Here is an 18,154-nt window from a genome sequence, read left to right as displayed (position 1 = left end):
GGTCAGGTTGTTTTTTTGACTAAATTATTTTACTATTCTCACTTTAATTCACTTTGCTTTATTGCTATAATAAAGAAAATATTTCCGGTGAAAGTTGGTGCTCGCGTGAATGACAAAGAATACACAATGAAAGAAGCTATGCTGTACAGCCAAAGAATTGGGCAATTATCGAAAGCATTATGGAAAGCAGTCGAGAAAGATTGGCAGATGTGGATAAAACCTTATGACCTGAATATTAATGAACATCACATTTTATGGATTTCCTACCATTTGAAAGGAGCATCCATTTCCGATGTGGCGAAATTTGGGGTCATGCATGTCTCCACAGCATTCAATTTTTCGAAAAAACTTGAAGAACGCGAATTGCTGTCCTTCTCGAAACGCGATACCGACAAACGCAATACATATGTGGAATTGACGCAAAAAGGCGAAGAGTTGATGCAGGAGATGATCGAACGCTATCACGACACGCCCCACTCGGTCGTCGACGGCTCCCTTCCACTGCGCAATCTATACGGGAAATTCCCCGAGTTCATGGATGTCATGGCGATCATCCGCAATATTTACGGCGATGATTTCATGGAGATTTTCGAAGCTTCATTCAAAAACATCGAGAACCGTTTCAATGAGGAAAACCACGTTTTAACCGAGAATAAAAACGGCTGAAAAACACGGTGAAAAATTTCGCCGAAGAAGCTTGCATTCCCCCAGGAAACGTTGTATTGTATGTATCGGCTCAACAACACTATACATCAATGGGAGATACGCATATGCATTGCTGGAAAACAATTAACGTCAAAAAACAATACGGTTCTGACCGCCTGTTCTTCATTTCCGCGCTGATCGGCGCCGGGGTGTTCACCAGCTATTACATGTTGCTGGCCATCATGTATGCCGACCCGTTATCCGACCAGAACTTTTTGCTGTTCATGATCGGGATGCTGGCGATCTACCCTATCCATAAACTTTTGCACCTTCTGCCTTTACTCGGAAGCCGCAAATGCCTGAAAATCAGCCTGCGCAAACAACTGAAGCTGTGCCCGACGATTTCTTTGTATATCAAAGAACCGGTGCGGAAATCGCGCTTCATGTTGGCGCTTGTGGCACCATTTGCAGTCATCAACACGACCATTATCGCGCTGAGCATCATTTGGCCGGCTTACAGCCATTATTTCGCCATTTTGCTTGCATACCATAGCGCTTTGTCCGTTACGGATTTGATTTATATCCGCAACTTGGCACGCTCGCCGCGGCACGCACTCATCGAAGAGACAGACACTGGATTCGAGATCCTGGTGCCGCAGCCAATTGCCTGACCTGCTTTTTTCTTTCCATTTTGCTATAATGGAAGTTAAGGTCAGAGGGGAGGAAACTCATGATAGTCGCATTCGTTATAATGTTTTCCGTTTTTTACGTATTCCAGATTAATCGGATGACATTAGCACTTGTTACATCCCGGGAAATTCCCGAGGAAAACCATGAAAAGATTTTTCGTACCATTAACATATTGATTCTAATCCTGCTTGTTTCATTATATGTCGGGGTTGAATTCACCCCGTAAGCACTTGCCCGAGCAAGTGCTTTTTCTATGGAATTACTTGAAATCCCCTACTCTTTAACGGATTCGCAATTTTTTGGAACTTTTTATTTTTTCATTCGTTTATGATATAGTAACTACGGCATCTATTGAAAATAAACGCAAAATTAGCCCGTTGCATCATGCTCGCGGTTATCCTCTTTTTGCGGAAAATCAACAGCCCACACCTATAAATTCAACTTAGATTGAAAGAAAGTTAGGAGCGAACATTGATGAAGAAATCAGCCTTTACCCTTTCCATCGCGGCAGCGGTTCTTGCACTTTCCGCGTGCAGCGACAATGGTTCCGATAGCGAAGTGCTTGTCACTTCCGATGCGGGAGACGTCACGAAAGAAGAACTTTACGAAGAGATGAAAACCTCCGTTGGCGATCAAGCCATCCAAATCCTGATGATTGAAAAAGTATTGGGTGCAAACTACGAAGTCTCAGATGAAGAAGTCGAAGCGGAGCTTGAGAGCAATAAAGAAGAAATGGGCGAAAACTTCGAACAATTTCTCGCTCAGAACAACCATACAGAAGAAAGCTATAAAAAAGTCATTCGCCTGAACTTGCTTCAGGAAAAAGCATTGACAGAAGACGTCGAAGTGACGGATGAAGAAATCGAAGAACAATATGAGCGCCAAGGAACGGAACTGAACGCGCGCCATATCCTAGTTGCGGATGAAGAAACAGCCAACGAAGTGAAAACAAAACTTGACGATGGCGGTGATTTCGCTGAACTGGCGGAAGAATACTCCACTGACCCAGGATCTGCCGCTAACGGCGGTTCGCTTGACTGGTTCGGCACTGGTGCGATGGTTCCTGAATTTGAAGATGCGGCTTATTCCCTTGAAGTCGATGAAATCAGCGAACCGGTCCAGTCCCAGCACGGTTTCCACATTATCCAAGTGACTGAAAAACGTGAAGTCGAAGATCAAGAGCCGCTTGAAGACCAGCGCGAAGCTTTGCGTTCTGAAATCGCTATGGCCAATGCAGATCAATCCACACTGCTGCCAAAAGTCGCAGCTTTGATGGAAGAAGCCAATATCGACATCAAAGACGAAGAACTTGAAGGCGCGCTTGATGAAATCCTTAACACAGAACCAGCTCCTGAAGAAGGAGCCCCAACTGAAGAAGAAACAGAAGAAACTCCAGCTGAATAAGCAAAGCAAAACCCCCGACATCTTTGTCGGGGGTTTTTGTGTATTTCTGCATTATAGTTTCGGCTTATAGAATGAGCGATTGTCGAGTGCGAAAACGCGTTCTGAGAACTCGCCTTCTTTCGTTTTTCCTAGCACACGGTCGAGCATCATCATTTTCGCATCGATATTGTCGATGTAATGGAGGATTTCCGCCTCTTTTATCATCGGCTTTTTCGGGCTTCCCCATTCTTCTTTTCCATGATGCGACAACACGATATGTTGGAGGACCATGACTTCTTCCCCTTCGATGCCGAGCTCTTCTGCCGCTTTTGCGATTTCCGTTACCATGATCGAGATATGGCCGAGCAAATTGCCTTCTACGGTATAAGTCGTCGCGACCGGCCCTGAAAGTTCAAAAACCTTGCCGATATCGTGAAGAATGATCCCAGAATACAATAGATCCTTGTCCAGGCTCGGATACACTTCGCAAATCGCTTTCCCAAGCTTGAGCATTGATACGACATGATCAGCAAGGCCAGATACGTAATCGTGGTGATTGCGCGTCGCTGCCGGGAAGGTCAAGAATTGCTGCTGGTATTTCTTCAGAATATGGCGCGTGATGCGCTGAATTTGCGGGTTTTCCATCTCGAACAGGAATTTTGTCACTTCTTCGTGCAATTCATCTGCACTTTGCGCCGCTGAAGGCAAAAACTCGGCGATCGTCAAGTTCTCCTCCGGTTTTGCCGGACGGATGCTTTTGATGCGCAGCTGGTTTTTGCCGCGGTAATTATGAATCTCCCCGCCGACTCTGACAATCGTTTCTGCCGCATACATCCGTTCATGTTCGTCTTTCGTGTCCCATAGCTTTGCCTCAATGTCTCCGCTCTTGTCCTGCAGAACGAGTGACATGAATGGGTTGCCGGTCGTCGTGACGCCTTTGACCGATTGTTTGATCAGAAGAAAATCATCGACTGTCTCCCCGACAGCGCGGGTAGTTATTCCTTTTGTCATGCTTGGATGCTCCTTTCAGGATTCGCCACGTCGATTTGCTGGGCACTTGGCCAAGCTTGCCGCATCGCTTCGTGGCATGTGAAATAAATGAACTGATGGTCTGCCTGCAGCTCTTCCACTAATTTTATCACTTGCTGGCTTCTTCGGCGATCAAAATGGACAAAGGGGTCATCCATGATGATCGGGAACGGGTGAGATTCCTTCAAAGAAGATGCCAGCGCAAAGCGCAGAGCCAAATATGCCTGCTCTTTCGTTGCTTGGCTAAGCTCGATGACGCGAAAGCGCAAGCCGTCTTTCCGCAGCGCTTCAAAGTTTCCTTCCTGACTGAGCAGCAGGGCCACATAATCGCCGCCCGTCAATTGGGTGAAGTACGATTCCGAAAGCTTCAGTACTGCCGGCAGTTTCGTCTCTTTTAATTCGTCCATCGTCTGCTTGAATACTTCAACGATTGCGCGGTTGACAGCCCATTCATTTGCCGCTTCCTGGAACTCTGCTTTTTTCGCTTCCAGTTCCTGAAGTTTTATCGAATGCCCCTCATCCGATAATAAATGCCTCGTCAATTGAAGTTTTTCTGCTTGTTCTTCCCATAATGACTGGCGTTCATCCTGCAGTTCATCCAGTTGTTGCTGCGAACGCTCAAGAAATTGTTCTGCGCTGTCTTCTTCGTCACCAAGCGCAGCGGGCTTTTTCACTTTCCCGATGGTCGAAAGCTGCGACTGGACCATCTGCAATTGTTCCTGTGCGGACTTTGCTTGTTCCGATAGTTTGGCAGCGCGGTAAAACGAATCTTCATCTCCCACTGCAGCCCTTTTGAACAGCTCATCCATCGCTTCGGAAAGCGTGGCCAATCGCTCAGCGCATTTCCGGGCCTGTTCCGCCAGCTGCTGGTTTTTCTCACGAGTTTTTTCGGCATCCTGAAGTTTCCGCTGGCGTGCTTCCAATTCCTCACGAAGCACGCTGATGACATTGCTTGCACTTACGGGTTTGCCGCATGCCTCTTGCGCCTGTTTTAGCCATGCTTCTCGCTCGCCTTCCAAATTCCCTATTTCTTCGGTGATGCGCTCCTGCCGGCTAGCGGCTGCATGCACGTCACGCAATTTATCGAATAACGTGAGGACAGTAGCGCGTGAAGTATCTTCCGGAAAGCCGAGTGATTTCAGCAATCGCCGGTATTCCTGCAATTCCTCGCTGCTGTCTGTCTGCGGCAGCGCAGCGATTTTCTGCTTGCTTGCTTCGATTGCATCAAATCGTTCATCAAGGCCTCTATCATATTCCGCTAGCTTCATGAGCAAAGCTTCGTATTCCGCTTCCTGCCCGCCGTAGCGTTCCACTAATTCATCCTTCGCTGTACCAGTCGGTGATTTGCTATCGCGCAGCCAGAGCCACACTGCTGCACCGATTGCCATCGCCGCAAGCAAGCCCGTCAACGCGTCTGTGGAAACTGCAGCGATGATCAAGCCGACAATCCCGATGGCCCCCAGCAGAAATTGGGCTAGGCGATTATTGGCAGCCTTTCCCGTTTGCCGTTTTTGCTGCGCTTTGGCCAATGCCAACTGCGGCTCGATGTCGGCCCATTGTTCTGCGCGCTGCCGCTGTTCTGCGGGCGGCTCTGCTTCAAGGTATTGCTTTAACGCGTGTTCAGCTTCTGACAGCCGTTGCCGCTCTTCTGCCAACCGGCGCTGCGCGAAAGCTTGTTCTTGTTCAGCGCTTTGGAGCGCATCCAAGACGGTCTTCAAGCGCTCTTCCTGTTCAAGAGAGGCATCGGAGAGCAGTGCCTGCTCTTTATTCATTCCACATAATTTCAGTAACCGGTCGAGTTCATCCTGCAATCGGATGCGCTCTTCTTGTTTCACTTTTAATGAAGAATTTATCTGGTGCCACTCGGCTTCACGCCCGAGCAGGTCCGTTAGTGAATCGGTTTCAGGCAGCTCGCCGATCGGCTCTAACCGACCTATTTCATTTTCCAGAAAAGTTGATTCGGCCTGCAATTCGTTTTTTTGATCAAGCAAACGTTCATACTGGCGGATGCCCGATTCCGGAAAATTCACCGGGCCGTTTTCCGCCAAGCGTTCAAGTTGTTGTGTTCGCGCCAATAGTGGTGCAGCTTGCTGCCATTTTTCCGCTTCTTTGATGTCTTGAATAAGGAGACTCTCAGCGTGGCCCAGCTCAGCCAATCGCTGTTTAATGTGCTCCAGCCGCTCGGTTGCCGGTTTGAAGGTATCCGCGCGCAGCTTGTATTCGCGCAACTCCGTTTCAAGTTTTCGCAACTCTTCGGTCAAACGGTTGATTAGCGGCAATTTCCCCGCTTTCTTGAACAGCTCGCCCATTTCGCGTTCGAGCTGGCTTTCCATTTTACCCGCGTGATCGACACCGGCAGTGCCCGAAGATAACAGCGTGCGCGTTAGCTCCTGTTCCGTCATTTGGTCGAGATCCTGGAGTTCGTGGACAGAGAACGAATAAATTGCTTCATAGGACGCCCTGTCATAGCCTCTTAATAACTCCGCCAGTTCTGCCTCGCCTCCGCGGCGCCCGTCTTCAAACCAGAGCGTCACATCCCCTGCCGATTTGCCGGCGATCCGCTCAATCACAACACGGCCATAAATGCGATCGCTCAGCTGCAGCTGGCCGCCGTATTTGCCGCCCGCTTTTGGTTCGTAGCGTTTATGCGCTTGGCTGCGTGCCGAAAAGCCGAACAGCATCTGCAAGATAAACTGCTGGATGGTCGTTTTGCCCGCTTCGTTCATTCCGTAAAATACGCTCATTGGTTTATTCAGCTCGATGGTCCTGTTTTCGTGGCGGCCAAAACCATAGATGATCAGTTTTTCAAATTTCATTTTGGGTCCTCCAATGCCATCATCTTGCGGATTTTCGCTATCGCTTCCGCCTGCAATTCGCTCTGCAGCTCCTCGTTCAACTGCGGCAGGAAACGCCCGCTTTTCGGATGGTTGTAAAGCTCTTTCAACGCCTGTTTCCAGTCATTCGACTGCCAGTTTTCCAAGCGGCTGGCAAGCTGTTTGCCGAACGGCGATAATTCCGAAGAGAGACCATTTCTGTCAAGCTGAACCGTTGAAATATGGACAAAGCTCTGTGGATCGCTGAGCACTTCGCGTAAAGCATACACAAGCTCTCCATTCGGGATATCTTCAAGCATGTGAATCGTCGCTTCGTCCAGATTTTGGAGTTCCAGTTCTGCCACAAGCGCTTCAGCGTCATGCGCTTCAAGCTGTTCTTTGACAATGCTGAATAATTCATTCATGTGCTGGACGCTGCTGCAATCGATTTCGATCCGTTCAAAGCGCACCGATTCTGCTCCAATGAATTCCAATTCGGCATAGCCATCCGTCAGCACGACCTCGTAAAAGCCTTTAGGTCCGGACTCTTTCCTGTTGCGCCCTTGCAGGTTCCCGGGATAGACGATCGGTGGATCCATGGATAATTGCTGCCGCTTATGAATATGGCCAAGCGCCCAATAATCGTAGTTTTTCCCCAGCAACTGCTCTTTGCGAAACGGCGCGTATACAGCGTGCTCTGTGTCGCTTTCCTCAGAGCCATGGAGCATGCCAATCTGGATGATGCCGTTTTCTTTATTTGGATAATGTTCGATCATCGATTCGGTGACATGGCGGCGTCCGTAGCTGAATCCGGCAATTTTGACTGTTGCGCCGCTCACTGGCAGCGTCATATTCTCTACGCTGTCGCGAAAGACATGGACATTTGACGGCAAGTCAAAACTCGCGCCACCCCCGCTTAAATGATCGTGGTTGCCGTGGCTCAAAAAAACCGGGATGCCTGCTTCGTCTAATTGTTCCATGCCCTGCTGAAAACGATGCTGCGCGCGTAAGTTGCGGTCTTCCCCGTCGTAGACGTCCCCGACAATCAATAAAAAATCAGGCCGCGTTTCAAGCGTGTAGGAAATCAACCGTTCAAAAGCGGCCAATGTGCTGTTCTGCAATGTTTTCCATTGCTCGGCACCAAGCCCTTTCATGCCGCTGAACGGGCTGCCGAGATGCAGGTCGGCGCTGTGGATAAATCGAATGCTTGCCATCGTGATCCCCTTTTCAAAAGCGAATATTTGTTCTAATCTTACCATTTCCGCGAGCGAAAAAAAACTGCCTGCGGCAACTTCCCGCAAGCAGCATCTTCCTTATTTTTCGTTACCAAGCTTGATCGCCCGGCGGATATCTTTCAGCGACTGCGATGAACCGTACATCAAGACGCCCCCGCGATAAACGCGGGCGCCGAACCAGCCAAGTAAGCCGATCGTCAATAGCATGATCGCAATCGACAACAGTGGTTCCCATAACGGGATATCCAGCAGGCCGACGCGCAAGAACATGACGAGCGGCGCGAAAAACGGGATATAGGAAGCAACCGTTACATAACCCGCTTCCGGCATGGAGATGCCTGAGAACGCAATGAAGGAGGCAATGATGATCAAAATCATCATCGGCAGCATCAATTGCTGAACGTCTTCTGTCCGGCTGACGAGCGAACCAAGCAATGCCGCAAGCACGGCATAGAGGAAATAGCCCAGCAAAAAGAACAGGATGGCGTAAAAGAACGTGCTGAACTTCACTTCGGAGAAGCCCATGACACTAAATACGCCTTCGGTCAGATCCGATCCCGAACTTTGAATCGCCAAATATCCGGCAAGTGCGAAAATCATCATCTGCAAAATGCCAAGCGAGCCGATGCCTGCAATCTTCGCAAACATATGCTTGACCGGTGAGACGCTGGAAATCAAAATTTCCATGACGCGCGAGGATTTTTCGTTCGCTACTTCCATGGCGATCATGTTCGGATAGTAAATGACCGCGATATAGATAACCATGATCAAAATATAGACGAGGCCGCGCGCTTGGCTTAACTCTTCCTGAGATTTGGAAGATTCGGCAAGCGCTTCACGCTCCATTTCAACTGGCGCAAACAACTGGGCAAGCTCCGTTTCTTCCAGCTCCAGCTGCTCGGCTACCCTTGCTGTCTGTAAACTCTGAAGCGCGTTTTCCAGTTCTGCGGCTTGAGCTGATTCAGTTGCGGACTCCGCTACATAACGGGCAGTGATCTCATCACCGCCTTCGATAATAAGAAAAGCGTCCATTTCACCTGCTTCCACATCCGACCTCAATTGTTCTTCAGAAAGCGCGCTCACTTCTAGTTGAATCGCGCTGTCTTGCTGGTCGAGCTGGGCTTGCAAGGCTTCCGTATACTGCCCTGTCACATCCACCACTTGAAGCGTTTGCTGTGAATTGTCATCTCCATCGAATGATTCAATAATCGACGGCAAATTGGCCAGCAGGAAAAATGAAGCGACAACGACCAGCGTGGTGATCATGAACGATTTCGTCATCGCTTTCGTTTTGAATGCCTGTTTGAAAATGATCCAGAAACTATACATGGGCACGCCCCACCTTTTCAATGAAAATCTCTTCGAGGCTAGGCTCTTCTAAAGCAAACTGGCGCACAGGACCGAGCTCTAAAGCACGTGCGAGCAAGTTTTGACCGACCGCTTCATCGGCAATGCGGAACACGCCGCCACTCCTCTGAGCGGTAAATTTCTCGACGCCTGGCAATTCGCCAAGCGCAGTGATGTCAGCGTCGCTGTGGATGCGGACATTCTGTTTGCCGAACGTGCGCTTTACTTCCCGTATCGAGCCATGGACGACGAGCTTCCCTTTGTCCAAGATGCTCATGTCGTCGCATAATTCTTCGACATGGTCCATGCGGTGGCTGGAGAATACAATGGTTGCCCCTTGTCTTTGAAAATCGAGTATCGCTTTTTTCAGCATTTCCACATTGACGGGATCGAGCCCGGAAAACGGCTCGTCCAAAATCAACAGTTTTGGATTATGTAGGAGAGATGCGATCAACTGGATTTTCTGTTGATTGCCTTTCGATAATTCTTCCACTTTCTTACTGGCGTAATGAGGCACTTCAAAGCGCTCCAGCCATTCCTTTGCACCTTGTTCCGCCTGTTTTTTATCCATGCGCCGCAGCCTTGCCAGGTAGACGAGCTGGTCCTGCACTTTCATCTTCGGATACAAGCCTCGCTCTTCTGGTAAATAGCCGATATCTGGGCTATTTGCATAACTGATTCGGCGTCCCTGCCACAACACCTCGCCTTGTGTCGGCGTAAGCAAACCGAGCGCCATGCGGAAGGTCGTCGTCTTTCCTGCACCGTTCGCGCCGAGAAAGCCGTGCATCTGCCCTTCGGCTACATCTAGGGAGATATCGTCTACAGCTGTAAAGTCGCCAAATTTTTTTGTTGCATTTTTAATCGATAAAGTCATCATTCACATCCCCTTTCCACCTTTATATACGGCAGCCAAGCTGAAATGTTTCAATTTTGCAGGACATTTCTAGATAAACCCTTTATACTTAAAATGAATAACCGTTCAGAAAGGGGTGCCGAATATGAGAACTTATAAACTGACTGCTTTCGAAAAAACCGGCAAATTGATTGAAGAAGAAACTTTCACCGCGGAGACGGATGACGAGGCGAAAGAAAAAGGGCTTGCGCTGCTCGAAGAAAAAGCGCTGACTGAAAAAACCCACCGGCTTGCATCTCCAGCCGGCAAACTCTTATTGTTCCATACCTAAAAAAACACGGCAGTCGCCGTGTTTTTTCTTTTGATCTATTTTTGCTGCAAAAAAAAAGCATGGCGGAAACCCGCCATGCTTTTCAGAGTGTTGAAGAAGTTCGTGTTCCACTATGAATAATAAGGAAATTATATATTCTATATTCAAAATCAATGTTCTGTCTAAGTATTTGGAGAAGCGTTTGCTCGTAACCCCTTCTGCTCAATACTGCTGCGCATTACTTTCGCAAAGATAAGGTCTCCCGTAGGTCGACCTCATCTTTCCAGTGGATCAGCGAGACGACCGAGACCCCGCAAGGAATGAATAAGCGAAGCTTAGCTGAGCGCATTCATTTGCGACGCATCTGCGTTAAGCAGATGTGGGAGCACAAGGGTTTCAAGGCGACTGAGGAGGCTTGGGCGCGAGCCCACGGAAAGCGAGTAATAAGCTTCGGAAAATACGTCTTCTAACCTTTCTCGACAGCCTGTGAAGAATGGCGGAAGCCCGCCATTCTTTTTATTTTCCTTTAAAAGCAGGCTTGCGCTTTTCGACAAAGGCTTGTATGCCTTCGAGATGGTCTGCCGTTTTACGCATCGCCGATTGCCCGGATGCTTCGCCTGCGAGCACTTTATCCAGTTCGGCCAGCTTCATGCCGTGCAAAATTTCTTTCGACTTCAGCATCGCAGCAACCGGAGAAGCCAGCACTTCATGCGCGTATTTCTCCGCCTGTTCCAAGCCTCTGCCTTCTGCCGTCACTTCTTCGATTAAGCCTTTGGCGAGGGCATCATGCGCTTTCAGTACTTGCCCCGCCCAAATCAATTGTTTCGCCCTTGGCACGCCGACACGCTCTTTCAGGAAGAAATGCCCTCCCCCGTCCGGGATGAGCCCGATGCCAATGAAATTCATCGCCAATTTGCTGCTTTCTTCCGCCACCACATGATCACAGGCAAGCGCCATACTGAACCCAAGCCCTGCGGAAGCGCCGTGAACAGCCGCAATCGTTACTTGCGGGAGCGTATAAAGTGCTTTGGCCAGGCGGCTGACATCTCCCATCACTACATCAATATCCATCGGGTTTTCGGGATCAACCATTTCCTTAATATCGCCTCCGGCAGAAAACGCCCGTCCTGCCCCGTGAATAATCAACGCATGAACCGAATGGTCATTTTTCAAGCTTTCAAAGCAATCCGCGAGCTCTCCCATCATTTTCGCGTTCATTGCATTCATTGAATCCGGACGGTTCAGCACCAAGTACGCCAAACGCCCATCTTTTTTCAGCATTATCGTTTGATACATAAGAAAAAGACACCCCTTCGTAAAAATGAATTAGCATTCATCTTTACGTATTCGGTGTCTTTTCCGTAAATCCTTTTTTTGCTTGAATTACATGCTTTCGTAAAGTGATTGAACCGGCTTGATCAATACGCGGTTCACTTCTTCGATCATCTGGCTAAGGCCCATTTCAGCTTCGAGCATAGACAAGATTTTCGGGTTTTCCTGAGCTGCCTGTGCTGTCGCTTGAGCGCCCATCATTTCTTCTTCCGTGATTTCTTCGCCTTGCTGCTGTTTTTGCTGCAAAGTGACTTGCAAATCGCGGAACTTCTTGAACAATTCGTTTGCTTCGTTGTCAGCAGTTACTTCTGCAACTGCCTGTTCGAGCTTCTGGAATTCCTCTGTTGAACGGAATGTTGATTCCAATTTGTTAATGTCGTCATAAATGTTTACTGCCATGTAAATCTCTCCTCTACCCTAAATTCAGCACCGTGACGAGCAAACCCTGGAGTATGCCGATAAAGCCCCCCAGAAATGCGCCCAGTACCGTGATCATCTTGAATTCTCTCCGTGAAATCCCGAGCACCAATTCTTCCAATCGGCTGAGCGGCAGAGAATCGACTTGCTGTCTGACCATATTTTCCATGTCGATTTTCAATATGGTCTCTTCTAACTTCTGCTCTCCCAATTCAAACGCGAAGTCCGTAATGAGAGGCGTAATATTGACACTTGTCCATTCTAACCCCCGAGGCCATGTCTCTGCAAGTGATGCGTCCAGTCTCTTGGAAATGCCGGCCTGGTCGCGGGCATACTGCTTGATGGCCGCAATCGCCGGCTCGGCGTCGAACTCCTTCAAGAGCTCATCCGCACGCTTGTCCTGCAGCTTTTCCCATTCACGGAATGCTAAAGTGCCGAGCAGCTCGAACGTTTTCGGGGAGTTGAGGAACTTGATGATCTCCGATTGGGTCTTATTCGTAATCGACTGGGAATCACCGAATAAATTGTGGAGCACGGATCCGAAACGGCCCCGCGACACCAAAAATTCATCCAGTAAACTTTTGACCGTCTGACGCCCTGCAGGCGAGGCAAAATAATCTGTTCCTCTGCCGATAGTGTATTTGACACCGCCAAAAATCTTTTCTTCGATTCCCGGCTTCCAGGCTTCCGGAAGCAATTCCCGCACAGTTTTTCCGGCGATGTACTCATCTATCGCATCCCGGTTGCGGTCGACCAATCCGTCAAGTTTCGATTCAAGCTTGCGGTCAATGTCTTGTTGATTGGCAAGCTCCAGCCATTCATTGAACGTACGAGGCGAGGAAAACAGATGCAAGTCTAATTGGCGATTGAGCCAATTCTCGGTTTTCTTATGCATCGCTTCGTTAAAAAAGCGCTTTTTGAATGTTTCCGGCGTCAGCAAATGTTCGACCACGGTACGGCCGAGCTGGCGCGACAATTCATCCCGGCGCTTCGGAATCAGCCCTGGCGTAAACGGCAGGCGGAACTTGCCGATGTATTTCGCTTCGTATGGCCAGAATAGCATTTTGATGGCCAAATGGTTAGTCATGCCGCCGATTAAGGCACCGATCAGTGCCATCAGCACTAATGTCAGTAGAATATTCAACTAAGGTCACTCATTTCTTCTTTGTCTATTGCGCCGCTTCCCCTATAATGGAAAGAGACGATCAAAGGGGGATTCCAATGCTGCAGCATTTTAAATTCAAGCCGATGTTCGAGGACAGCCGGCTGCCCGGCTGGAACATCTCATTCTTTTACCGCAATGAACGCATTCGCGGCGAGTATCATCCAGATGGCTCGATTGTTTGGCAATCCGCGCCGCCTCAGGACGAGGAAGCCATCAAGAAAATGGTCCATGAGCTGATGCTCTATCATGTATACGACTGAAGCACCGGGAAAGTTCCGGCGCTTTTTTCATTTATGCCATGAGCCGTAGCTATATTATAAAGATAGAGCCGCCGGTTTCACAACAATAGCGTATTGCTTCCCTTAAAAAGAAAAAAAGGGGTGGCCCCTTACCCAACGTTCTGGGTAGAAGCCATCCCTGATTGGATGCGATACATCTGGCGGTAGATGCCATCATGATCCATCAATTGATCATGCGTGCCGGATTCAGCGATTTCACCCCGGTCGAGCACCAAGATACGGTCTGCATTCTTGATGGTCGACAAACGGTGGGCGATGATGAACGTCGTCCGGCCTTTCTTCAATACATCCATTGCATGCTGGATGATTTCCTCTGTCTCGGTATCAATATTCGACGTCGCTTCATCCAGGATCAAAATCGCTGGATCGAATGCGAGCGCCCGTGCAAATGACACGAGCTGGCGCTGTCCGGAAGAAAGCGTGCTGCCTTTTTCCACAACCGGCTCATCGATGCCATTCGGCAAATGCTTCGTGACGCGCTCGCCTCCAACTGCTGCAAGTGCCGCTTCCGCTTTTTCACGGCTCACGCGGTCATCCCCAAGCGTGATATTGGATTCGATCGTGCCGGTAAACAAATACGGATCCTGCAGCACGATGCCCATGTGTTCGCGCACTGCCTGTCTTGGCAGATCATTGACATTGACGCCGTCAATTAAAATCTCCCCTTTTGTCGCATCGTAAAAACGGAACAGCAAATTCATGATCGAACTTTTCCCTGATCCTGTATGGCCGACCAGTGCGACCGTCTCCCCTTGTTTCGCTTCGAAAGACAGATCTTTCAGCACGTACTCTTCATCTTTATACGCAAACCACACATGTTCAAAACGCACATTGCCTTCGTAACGCTCCACCCGCTCATCGCTGACCGGTTCGCCGGGGCGGTCGAGCAAGCGGAATACGCGTTCCGCCGCTACAAGCGCCTGCTCAAGGCGGCTGAATTGGTTGACGATGCCGCTGATCGGGTTGAACAGCCGGATGATGTAGTCGACGAATGCGTAAAGGACGCCGACCGTCACGACCGTATTGCCGCTCATCGAAGCACCGCCGAAATACCAGATGAATAGAACGAAAATCATTGAGCGCAAGACGCCAACCATATTATGCGAGGCGGCTGCTTCAAGCACCAATAACTTCTGTTGGAATTTGAAATGCTTGTCGTTGAGTTCTTCAAATTCGCCTTTCATCTGCTTCTCGCGCCGAAACGCCTGGATGATGCTCATGCCTTGAATCGATTCATTGATCATGGCATTCATCTCACTGACTTTTTCCCGGACGATATGGTTGAAATTTGAAGCGTATTTCCGGTAAATGAGCATCCATGCATACAAGAGTGGCACGAGCACGAAGGCGATCGCCGCCATGCGCCAATCCAGATAAAAGAGAGCGGCATAGATTCCTGCCATATACATGAAGCTTGTCGCGAATTGCGCGAGCACCGTGACGAATAATTCGCGGATTGCTTCTGTGTCGTTGGTGATGCGCGCAACCACTTTTCCTGCCGGCAAATTATCGAAATAGCTGATCGGCAAGCGTTGGACCTGTTCGAAGACATCAGTTCTCATTTTGCGAATGACACGGTTTGCGCCTTTTTGCAGCAAGATGTACTGCAAATAGCGGAACACTGCCGTGACGACCGACAAGCCGAAGAACAAGGCCAAAAGCTGTGCGATTGGGCCGAATTCGATTTCCCCGGCACCCGAAATGTGTTCATCAATGATTTCCATGGCGATCAAAGGGGCGGCCAAATCAGCGGCCACCGCCACCGCAAGGAACACCAAGCCCCAGATAATGACGCTCTTGAATTGCAATGCATAATTCGTTAATCGTTTTCCTGTTCCCATCTTATTGCACCTCCCCGATTTGCTGGCGGAGGAATTGTTCATGATACCAGCCTTGTTTTGCCACTAATTTCTCGTGTGTGCCTTCTTCGATGATGCGCCCATCATCTAGCACGACGATCCAATCGGCGTGTTTGACGGCAGACAACCGGTGCGTCGTGATGATCGTCGTCTTGCCTGCCCGTTCACGTTGGATATTTTCGATGATTTTGGCTTCCGTCTTAGCGTCGACCGCCGAGAGAGAATCATCCAAAATGAGGATTTCCGGATTTTTGATGATTGCCCGCGCAATGGAAATGCGCTGCTTTTGCCCACCTGATAATGCGACGCCTTTTTCGCCGACTAGCGTCTCGAGACCGTTCGGCAGCATCGCCAAATCTTTTTCGAAATAGGACAGCTTGATGGCTTGGGACACTTCCTCTTCTGTCGCATCCGCTTTTCCGAACAGGATGTTCTCGAGGATGGTCCGTGAAAACAAGACGTGATCCTGCGGGACATAGCCGACCCAATCGCGCAATTGCGCTTTGCTCAGTTCGTTGATTTCGATGCCATTCATCGTTAACGACCCTTCACCTGTTGGGTATTCCTTCAGCAGCTGCTTGACGAATGTCGTTTTGCCGCTTCCCGTCTTGCCGACGATGCCGAGCGTCTGCCCGCTGTTCATCGATAAATTGATGCCTTGCAAATTAATTGTAGTCGATTGTGGGTAAGTGAAGCCGAAATCGCGGAAGCCGATGCGCTCCGGATGCCCGGTTTCTTTTGTCGTTTTCGGGTCAACCACGTCTTCTTCATAATCCAGCGTTTCATTGACGCGGTCGATCGATGCATTGCCGCGCTGCAGGATATTGATCAGTTCACCGATCGCAAACATCGGCCAGACGATCATGCCGAGATAAACGTTAAAGGCAACCAAATCACCCAAAGTCATTGTTCCTTCGGAAACAAGAAACGCGCCATAGCCGAGGCCGATGACATAACTGATACCCGTCAGCACTTTTGTGACCGGCGCGAACAGCGCATCGATGCGCTCGACCGCCATGTTCTTTTCATAGACATCCTGCGTCATTTCCTGGAATTCCTTCTCAGATGAACGTTCCTGCACGTATGCTCTGACGACGCGGACGCCGCCGACTGATTCCAGGACGCTGTCGTTCATGTCACCGAATGCGTCCTGCGCCAAAGTATAGCGCTCATGGATTTTCTTGCCGAGCAATTGGACGACAATCGCGAGCACCGGCAATGGCAAAATAGCCAAGAACGTCAATTCCCATGACACGAGAATCCCCATCGCCACGATGATCGTCGCCATGTATAAAGTCGAGTCGACAAGCGTCAAGATCCCAAATCCTGCCGTCTCGGAAATCGCCTTTAAATCATTGGTCGAACGGGCCATCAAGTCTCCCGTACGGTTCTTCTCATAAAATGTGGGCGTCATCTTGAGGAAATGCCCCATCAAGCTTGACCGCAATTGCCGCTCGATGACATAAGCCCCGCCGAACAATTGGTATTGCCAGATGAAATTGATGACATAAGCCAGCACCATCGCCACAAGTAAAACGACGACATACTGCCACAGCAATTCACTGGTCAATTCCTGCTGGGCAATGGCATCGATGGCCACGCCGATCAGCCACGGCGGCACGATTTCGAGAATATTCGCTACAAATAAGAGCACCACTGCGATGGTGTAGCGCAGCCAGTTTTCTTTAAAAAACCATTTCAATTTCCATAAAACATCAAACATACTTTACGCCTTCTTTCCATTTTCAGTTTTGCTAATCGCCTTCAAGCGATTCCTTGATGAGTGCTTTTTTTACATGAACTTTTTCCATAATGCTTCTCTCCCTTAGTTTCGATTATTTATTTAAGCAGCCAGGCTGTTTAAACCACACAAAAAGAGCGCATACCTGTTTTCAGGCATGCGCTCTTGAAAATAGGACTGGATGCACAGACCCAACCCGAATATTTCTAGTCACGAAGTAAATAGCAATTAAAAATCATCGGAGTGCCTGGCAATGCTATGCAATTGGTTTTAAACGCCTTTTGAATTTTTTTCATTGTCCAAACCTCCTTTTCCAAATATTTGTTAGTTCAAGAGTACCACTCGTTTTTTTGAATTGTCAAGCTATTTTGAACTAAAATGACAATTCAGCCAAAAGTCGTACTGTTAGTTCCCCCAACTACCGCCAGTTGTGCCCGAAAGGTTTGCAACTACAATATTTGGGGGAACAAGAGAATAACAGTAAATTGAGGCGGTGAAAGAAATGTATAAGAATATCGCAATCGCATATGATGGGTCGGAAGGCAGCCGGCTGGCGCTGGAGAAAGGCATAGAACTTTCCAAGATTCTTCCAGGCTCTAAGCTGACGGTCATCTACGTCAACGAAGAAGCGCAGGAACGCACAGGCTACATGGATGTGGGGCATGCTTCCGCACCGGTCACTTCTGCAAATGTCGACAGTTCATATGCGCAATTCATGCCGCAGGGAATCGGAGATGATGGCTACCGGCCGCCGCAGGAGTTGGATACGGGACGTGCATCGGAATACTCGAAGCATATGCACAATTCCATTCAACAACAGCTCGACGCAAAAAATGCCGAAGCTTCCGTCCTTGCACTGGAAGGTCCGGTCATCAAGACAATCACTGGATTTATTGATGAGCAAAATATCGATCTCTTGATTGTCGGCAATAGCGGTAAATCCGGATTGCAGAAATTCTTTGTCGGTTCTGTCAGCAGTAAGCTGATCAAAGATTCAAATTCTACCGTTCTTGTGGTGAAATGATCCCCCTAGGAT

At 49.0% G+C, this 18,154-nt stretch carries 17 protein-coding genes; 7 read left to right on the top strand and 10 right to left on the bottom strand.

Annotation, left to right across the window (positions count from 1 at the left end):
- Positions 1-126 precede the first annotated feature (126 nt).
- The 4 genes from AUC31_RS03870 to AUC31_RS03855 all read left to right on the top strand — a co-directional run bounded on the left by AUC31_RS03870 (position 127) and on the right by AUC31_RS03855 (position 2,739).
- Positions 127-666 (top strand): HTH-type transcriptional regulator Hpr, encoded by a 540-nt coding sequence (locus AUC31_RS03870; RefSeq protein ID WP_058383670.1) that lies wholly within the window; start codon positions 127-129, stop codon positions 664-666.
- Between the two features lie 104 nt (positions 667-770).
- Positions 771-1,316, top strand: coding sequence for a DUF3267 domain-containing protein (locus AUC31_RS03865; protein WP_058381296.1), 546 nt, complete (start codon positions 771-773; stop codon positions 1,314-1,316).
- Positions 1,317-1,375: 59 nt separating this feature from the next.
- Positions 1,376-1,561, top strand: a complete 186-nt coding sequence (locus AUC31_RS17930) for a hypothetical protein (RefSeq protein ID WP_058381297.1) — start codon at positions 1,376-1,378, stop codon at positions 1,559-1,561.
- Between the two features lie 248 nt (positions 1,562-1,809).
- The gene (locus AUC31_RS03855; protein ID WP_058381298.1) at positions 1,810-2,739 is read left to right on the top strand and encodes a peptidylprolyl isomerase; all 930 of its coding nucleotides are present in this window, start codon (positions 1,810-1,812) and stop codon (positions 2,737-2,739) included.
- Between the two features lie 51 nt (positions 2,740-2,790).
- On the opposite strand, the gene yhaM is transcribed toward AUC31_RS03855, so the two are convergent.
- The 5 genes from yhaM to AUC31_RS03830 all read right to left on the bottom strand — a co-directional run bounded on the left by yhaM (position 2,791) and on the right by AUC31_RS03830 (position 10,016).
- The gene (gene yhaM, locus AUC31_RS03850; protein WP_058381299.1) at positions 2,791-3,729 is read right to left on the bottom strand and encodes a 3'-5' exoribonuclease YhaM; all 939 of its coding nucleotides are present in this window, start codon (positions 3,727-3,729) and stop codon (positions 2,791-2,793) included.
- Entirely contained in the window at positions 3,726-6,563 is a 2,838-nt protein-coding gene (locus tag AUC31_RS03845) for an ATP-binding protein (protein WP_058381300.1), read from the bottom strand. The genes yhaM and AUC31_RS03845 overlap by 4 nt, the downstream gene beginning before the upstream one ends.
- Positions 6,560-7,774, bottom strand: a complete 1,215-nt coding sequence (locus AUC31_RS03840) for a metallophosphoesterase family protein (protein ID WP_058383671.1) — start codon at positions 7,772-7,774, stop codon at positions 6,560-6,562. The genes AUC31_RS03845 and AUC31_RS03840 overlap by 4 nt, the downstream gene beginning before the upstream one ends.
- Before the next feature lie 99 nt (positions 7,775-7,873).
- A complete protein-coding gene (locus tag AUC31_RS03835) occupies positions 7,874-9,124 on the bottom strand; it encodes an ABC transporter permease (RefSeq protein WP_058381301.1) in 1,251 nt (416 codons plus the stop codon).
- A complete protein-coding gene (locus AUC31_RS03830) occupies positions 9,117-10,016 on the bottom strand; it encodes an ABC transporter ATP-binding protein (RefSeq protein ID WP_058381302.1) in 900 nt (299 codons plus the stop codon). The genes AUC31_RS03835 and AUC31_RS03830 overlap by 8 nt, the downstream gene beginning before the upstream one ends.
- Before the next feature lie 124 nt (positions 10,017-10,140).
- Here AUC31_RS03830 and AUC31_RS03825 point away from each other — a divergent pair, with 124 nt between their 5' ends.
- Entirely contained in the window at positions 10,141-10,326 is a 186-nt protein-coding gene (locus tag AUC31_RS03825) for a YhzD family protein (protein WP_058381303.1), read from the top strand.
- Positions 10,327-10,821: 495 nt separating this feature from the next.
- On the opposite strand, the gene AUC31_RS03820 is transcribed toward AUC31_RS03825, so the two are convergent.
- The 3 genes from AUC31_RS03820 to AUC31_RS03810 form a co-directional block, all read right to left on the bottom strand.
- A complete protein-coding gene (locus AUC31_RS03820) occupies positions 10,822-11,601 on the bottom strand; it encodes an enoyl-CoA hydratase (protein WP_058381304.1) in 780 nt (259 codons plus the stop codon).
- A gap of 87 nt (positions 11,602-11,688) precedes the next feature.
- A complete protein-coding gene (locus tag AUC31_RS03815) occupies positions 11,689-12,036 on the bottom strand; it encodes a YlbF family regulator (protein WP_058381305.1) in 348 nt (115 codons plus the stop codon).
- A gap of 13 nt (positions 12,037-12,049) precedes the next feature.
- Positions 12,050-13,198: a DUF445 domain-containing protein gene (locus AUC31_RS03810; RefSeq protein WP_237150703.1), complete on the bottom strand. Its 1,149-nt coding sequence runs from the start codon at positions 13,196-13,198 to the stop codon at positions 12,050-12,052.
- Between the two features lie 77 nt (positions 13,199-13,275).
- Here AUC31_RS03810 and AUC31_RS03805 point away from each other — a divergent pair, with 77 nt between their 5' ends.
- Positions 13,276-13,479, top strand: coding sequence for a YheE family protein (locus tag AUC31_RS03805; RefSeq protein ID WP_058381306.1), 204 nt, complete (start codon positions 13,276-13,278; stop codon positions 13,477-13,479).
- A 128-nt stretch (positions 13,480-13,607) separates the two neighbouring features.
- On the opposite strand, the gene AUC31_RS03800 is transcribed toward AUC31_RS03805, so the two are convergent.
- Both AUC31_RS03800 and AUC31_RS03795 read right to left on the bottom strand, forming a co-directional pair.
- Positions 13,608-15,359, bottom strand: a complete 1,752-nt coding sequence (locus AUC31_RS03800; protein ID WP_058381307.1) for an ABC transporter ATP-binding protein — start codon at positions 15,357-15,359, stop codon at positions 13,608-13,610.
- 1 nt (position 15,360) lies between these two features.
- The gene (locus AUC31_RS03795) at positions 15,361-17,100 is read right to left on the bottom strand and encodes an ABC transporter ATP-binding protein (protein WP_058381308.1); all 1,740 of its coding nucleotides are present in this window, start codon (positions 17,098-17,100) and stop codon (positions 15,361-15,363) included.
- 520 nt (positions 17,101-17,620) lie between these two features.
- Between AUC31_RS03795 and AUC31_RS03790 the strand changes: the two genes are divergently transcribed.
- Positions 17,621-18,142 (top strand): universal stress protein, encoded by a 522-nt coding sequence (locus AUC31_RS03790; RefSeq protein WP_058381309.1) that lies wholly within the window; start codon positions 17,621-17,623, stop codon positions 18,140-18,142.
- Positions 18,143-18,154: the final 12 nt, after the last annotated feature.

The sequence above is a fragment of the Planococcus rifietoensis genome (assembly GCF_001465795.2).
Taxonomy (GTDB): Bacteria; Bacillota; Bacilli; order Bacillales_A; family Planococcaceae; genus Planococcus; species Planococcus rifietoensis.
The sequence above is the reverse complement of the archived record's forward strand: the minus strand, read 5'-3'. Positions and strand labels throughout refer to the sequence as shown.

Bases quoted from the DNA above. Each gene is read 5' to 3' on its own strand.
- AUC31_RS03845 (WP_058381300.1), bottom strand. From the start codon at position 6,563: ATGAAATTTGAAAAACTGATCATCTATGGTTTTGGCCGCCACGAAAAC.
- AUC31_RS03790 (WP_058381309.1), top strand. From the start codon at position 17,621: ATGTATAAGAATATCGCAATCGCATATGATGGGTCGGAAGGCAGCCGG.
- AUC31_RS03840 (WP_058383671.1), bottom strand. From the start codon at position 7,774: ATGGCAAGCATTCGATTTATCCACAGCGCCGACCTGCATCTCGGCAGC.
- AUC31_RS03865 (WP_058381296.1), top strand. From the start codon at position 771: ATGCATTGCTGGAAAACAATTAACGTCAAAAAACAATACGGTTCTGAC.
- AUC31_RS03800 (WP_058381307.1), bottom strand. From the start codon at position 15,359: ATGGGAACAGGAAAACGATTAACGAATTATGCATTGCAATTCAAGAGC.
- AUC31_RS03815 (WP_058381305.1), bottom strand. From the start codon at position 12,036: ATGGCAGTAAACATTTATGACGACATTAACAAATTGGAATCAACATTC.
- AUC31_RS03795 (WP_058381308.1), bottom strand. From the start codon at position 17,100: ATGTTTGATGTTTTATGGAAATTGAAATGGTTTTTTAAAGAAAACTGG.
- AUC31_RS03805 (WP_058381306.1), top strand. From the start codon at position 13,276: ATGCTGCAGCATTTTAAATTCAAGCCGATGTTCGAGGACAGCCGGCTG.
- AUC31_RS17930 (WP_058381297.1), top strand. From the start codon at position 1,376: ATGATAGTCGCATTCGTTATAATGTTTTCCGTTTTTTACGTATTCCAG.
- AUC31_RS03820 (WP_058381304.1), bottom strand. From the start codon at position 11,601: ATGTATCAAACGATAATGCTGAAAAAAGATGGGCGTTTGGCGTACTTG.
- AUC31_RS03825 (WP_058381303.1), top strand. From the start codon at position 10,141: ATGAGAACTTATAAACTGACTGCTTTCGAAAAAACCGGCAAATTGATT.
- AUC31_RS03830 (WP_058381302.1), bottom strand. From the start codon at position 10,016: ATGACTTTATCGATTAAAAATGCAACAAAAAAATTTGGCGACTTTACA.
- AUC31_RS03835 (WP_058381301.1), bottom strand. From the start codon at position 9,124: ATGTATAGTTTCTGGATCATTTTCAAACAGGCATTCAAAACGAAAGCG.
- AUC31_RS03855 (WP_058381298.1), top strand. From the start codon at position 1,810: ATGAAGAAATCAGCCTTTACCCTTTCCATCGCGGCAGCGGTTCTTGCA.
- AUC31_RS03870 (WP_058383670.1), top strand. From the start codon at position 127: ATGAAAGAAGCTATGCTGTACAGCCAAAGAATTGGGCAATTATCGAAA.
- yhaM (WP_058381299.1), bottom strand. From the start codon at position 3,729: ATGACAAAAGGAATAACTACCCGCGCTGTCGGGGAGACAGTCGATGAT.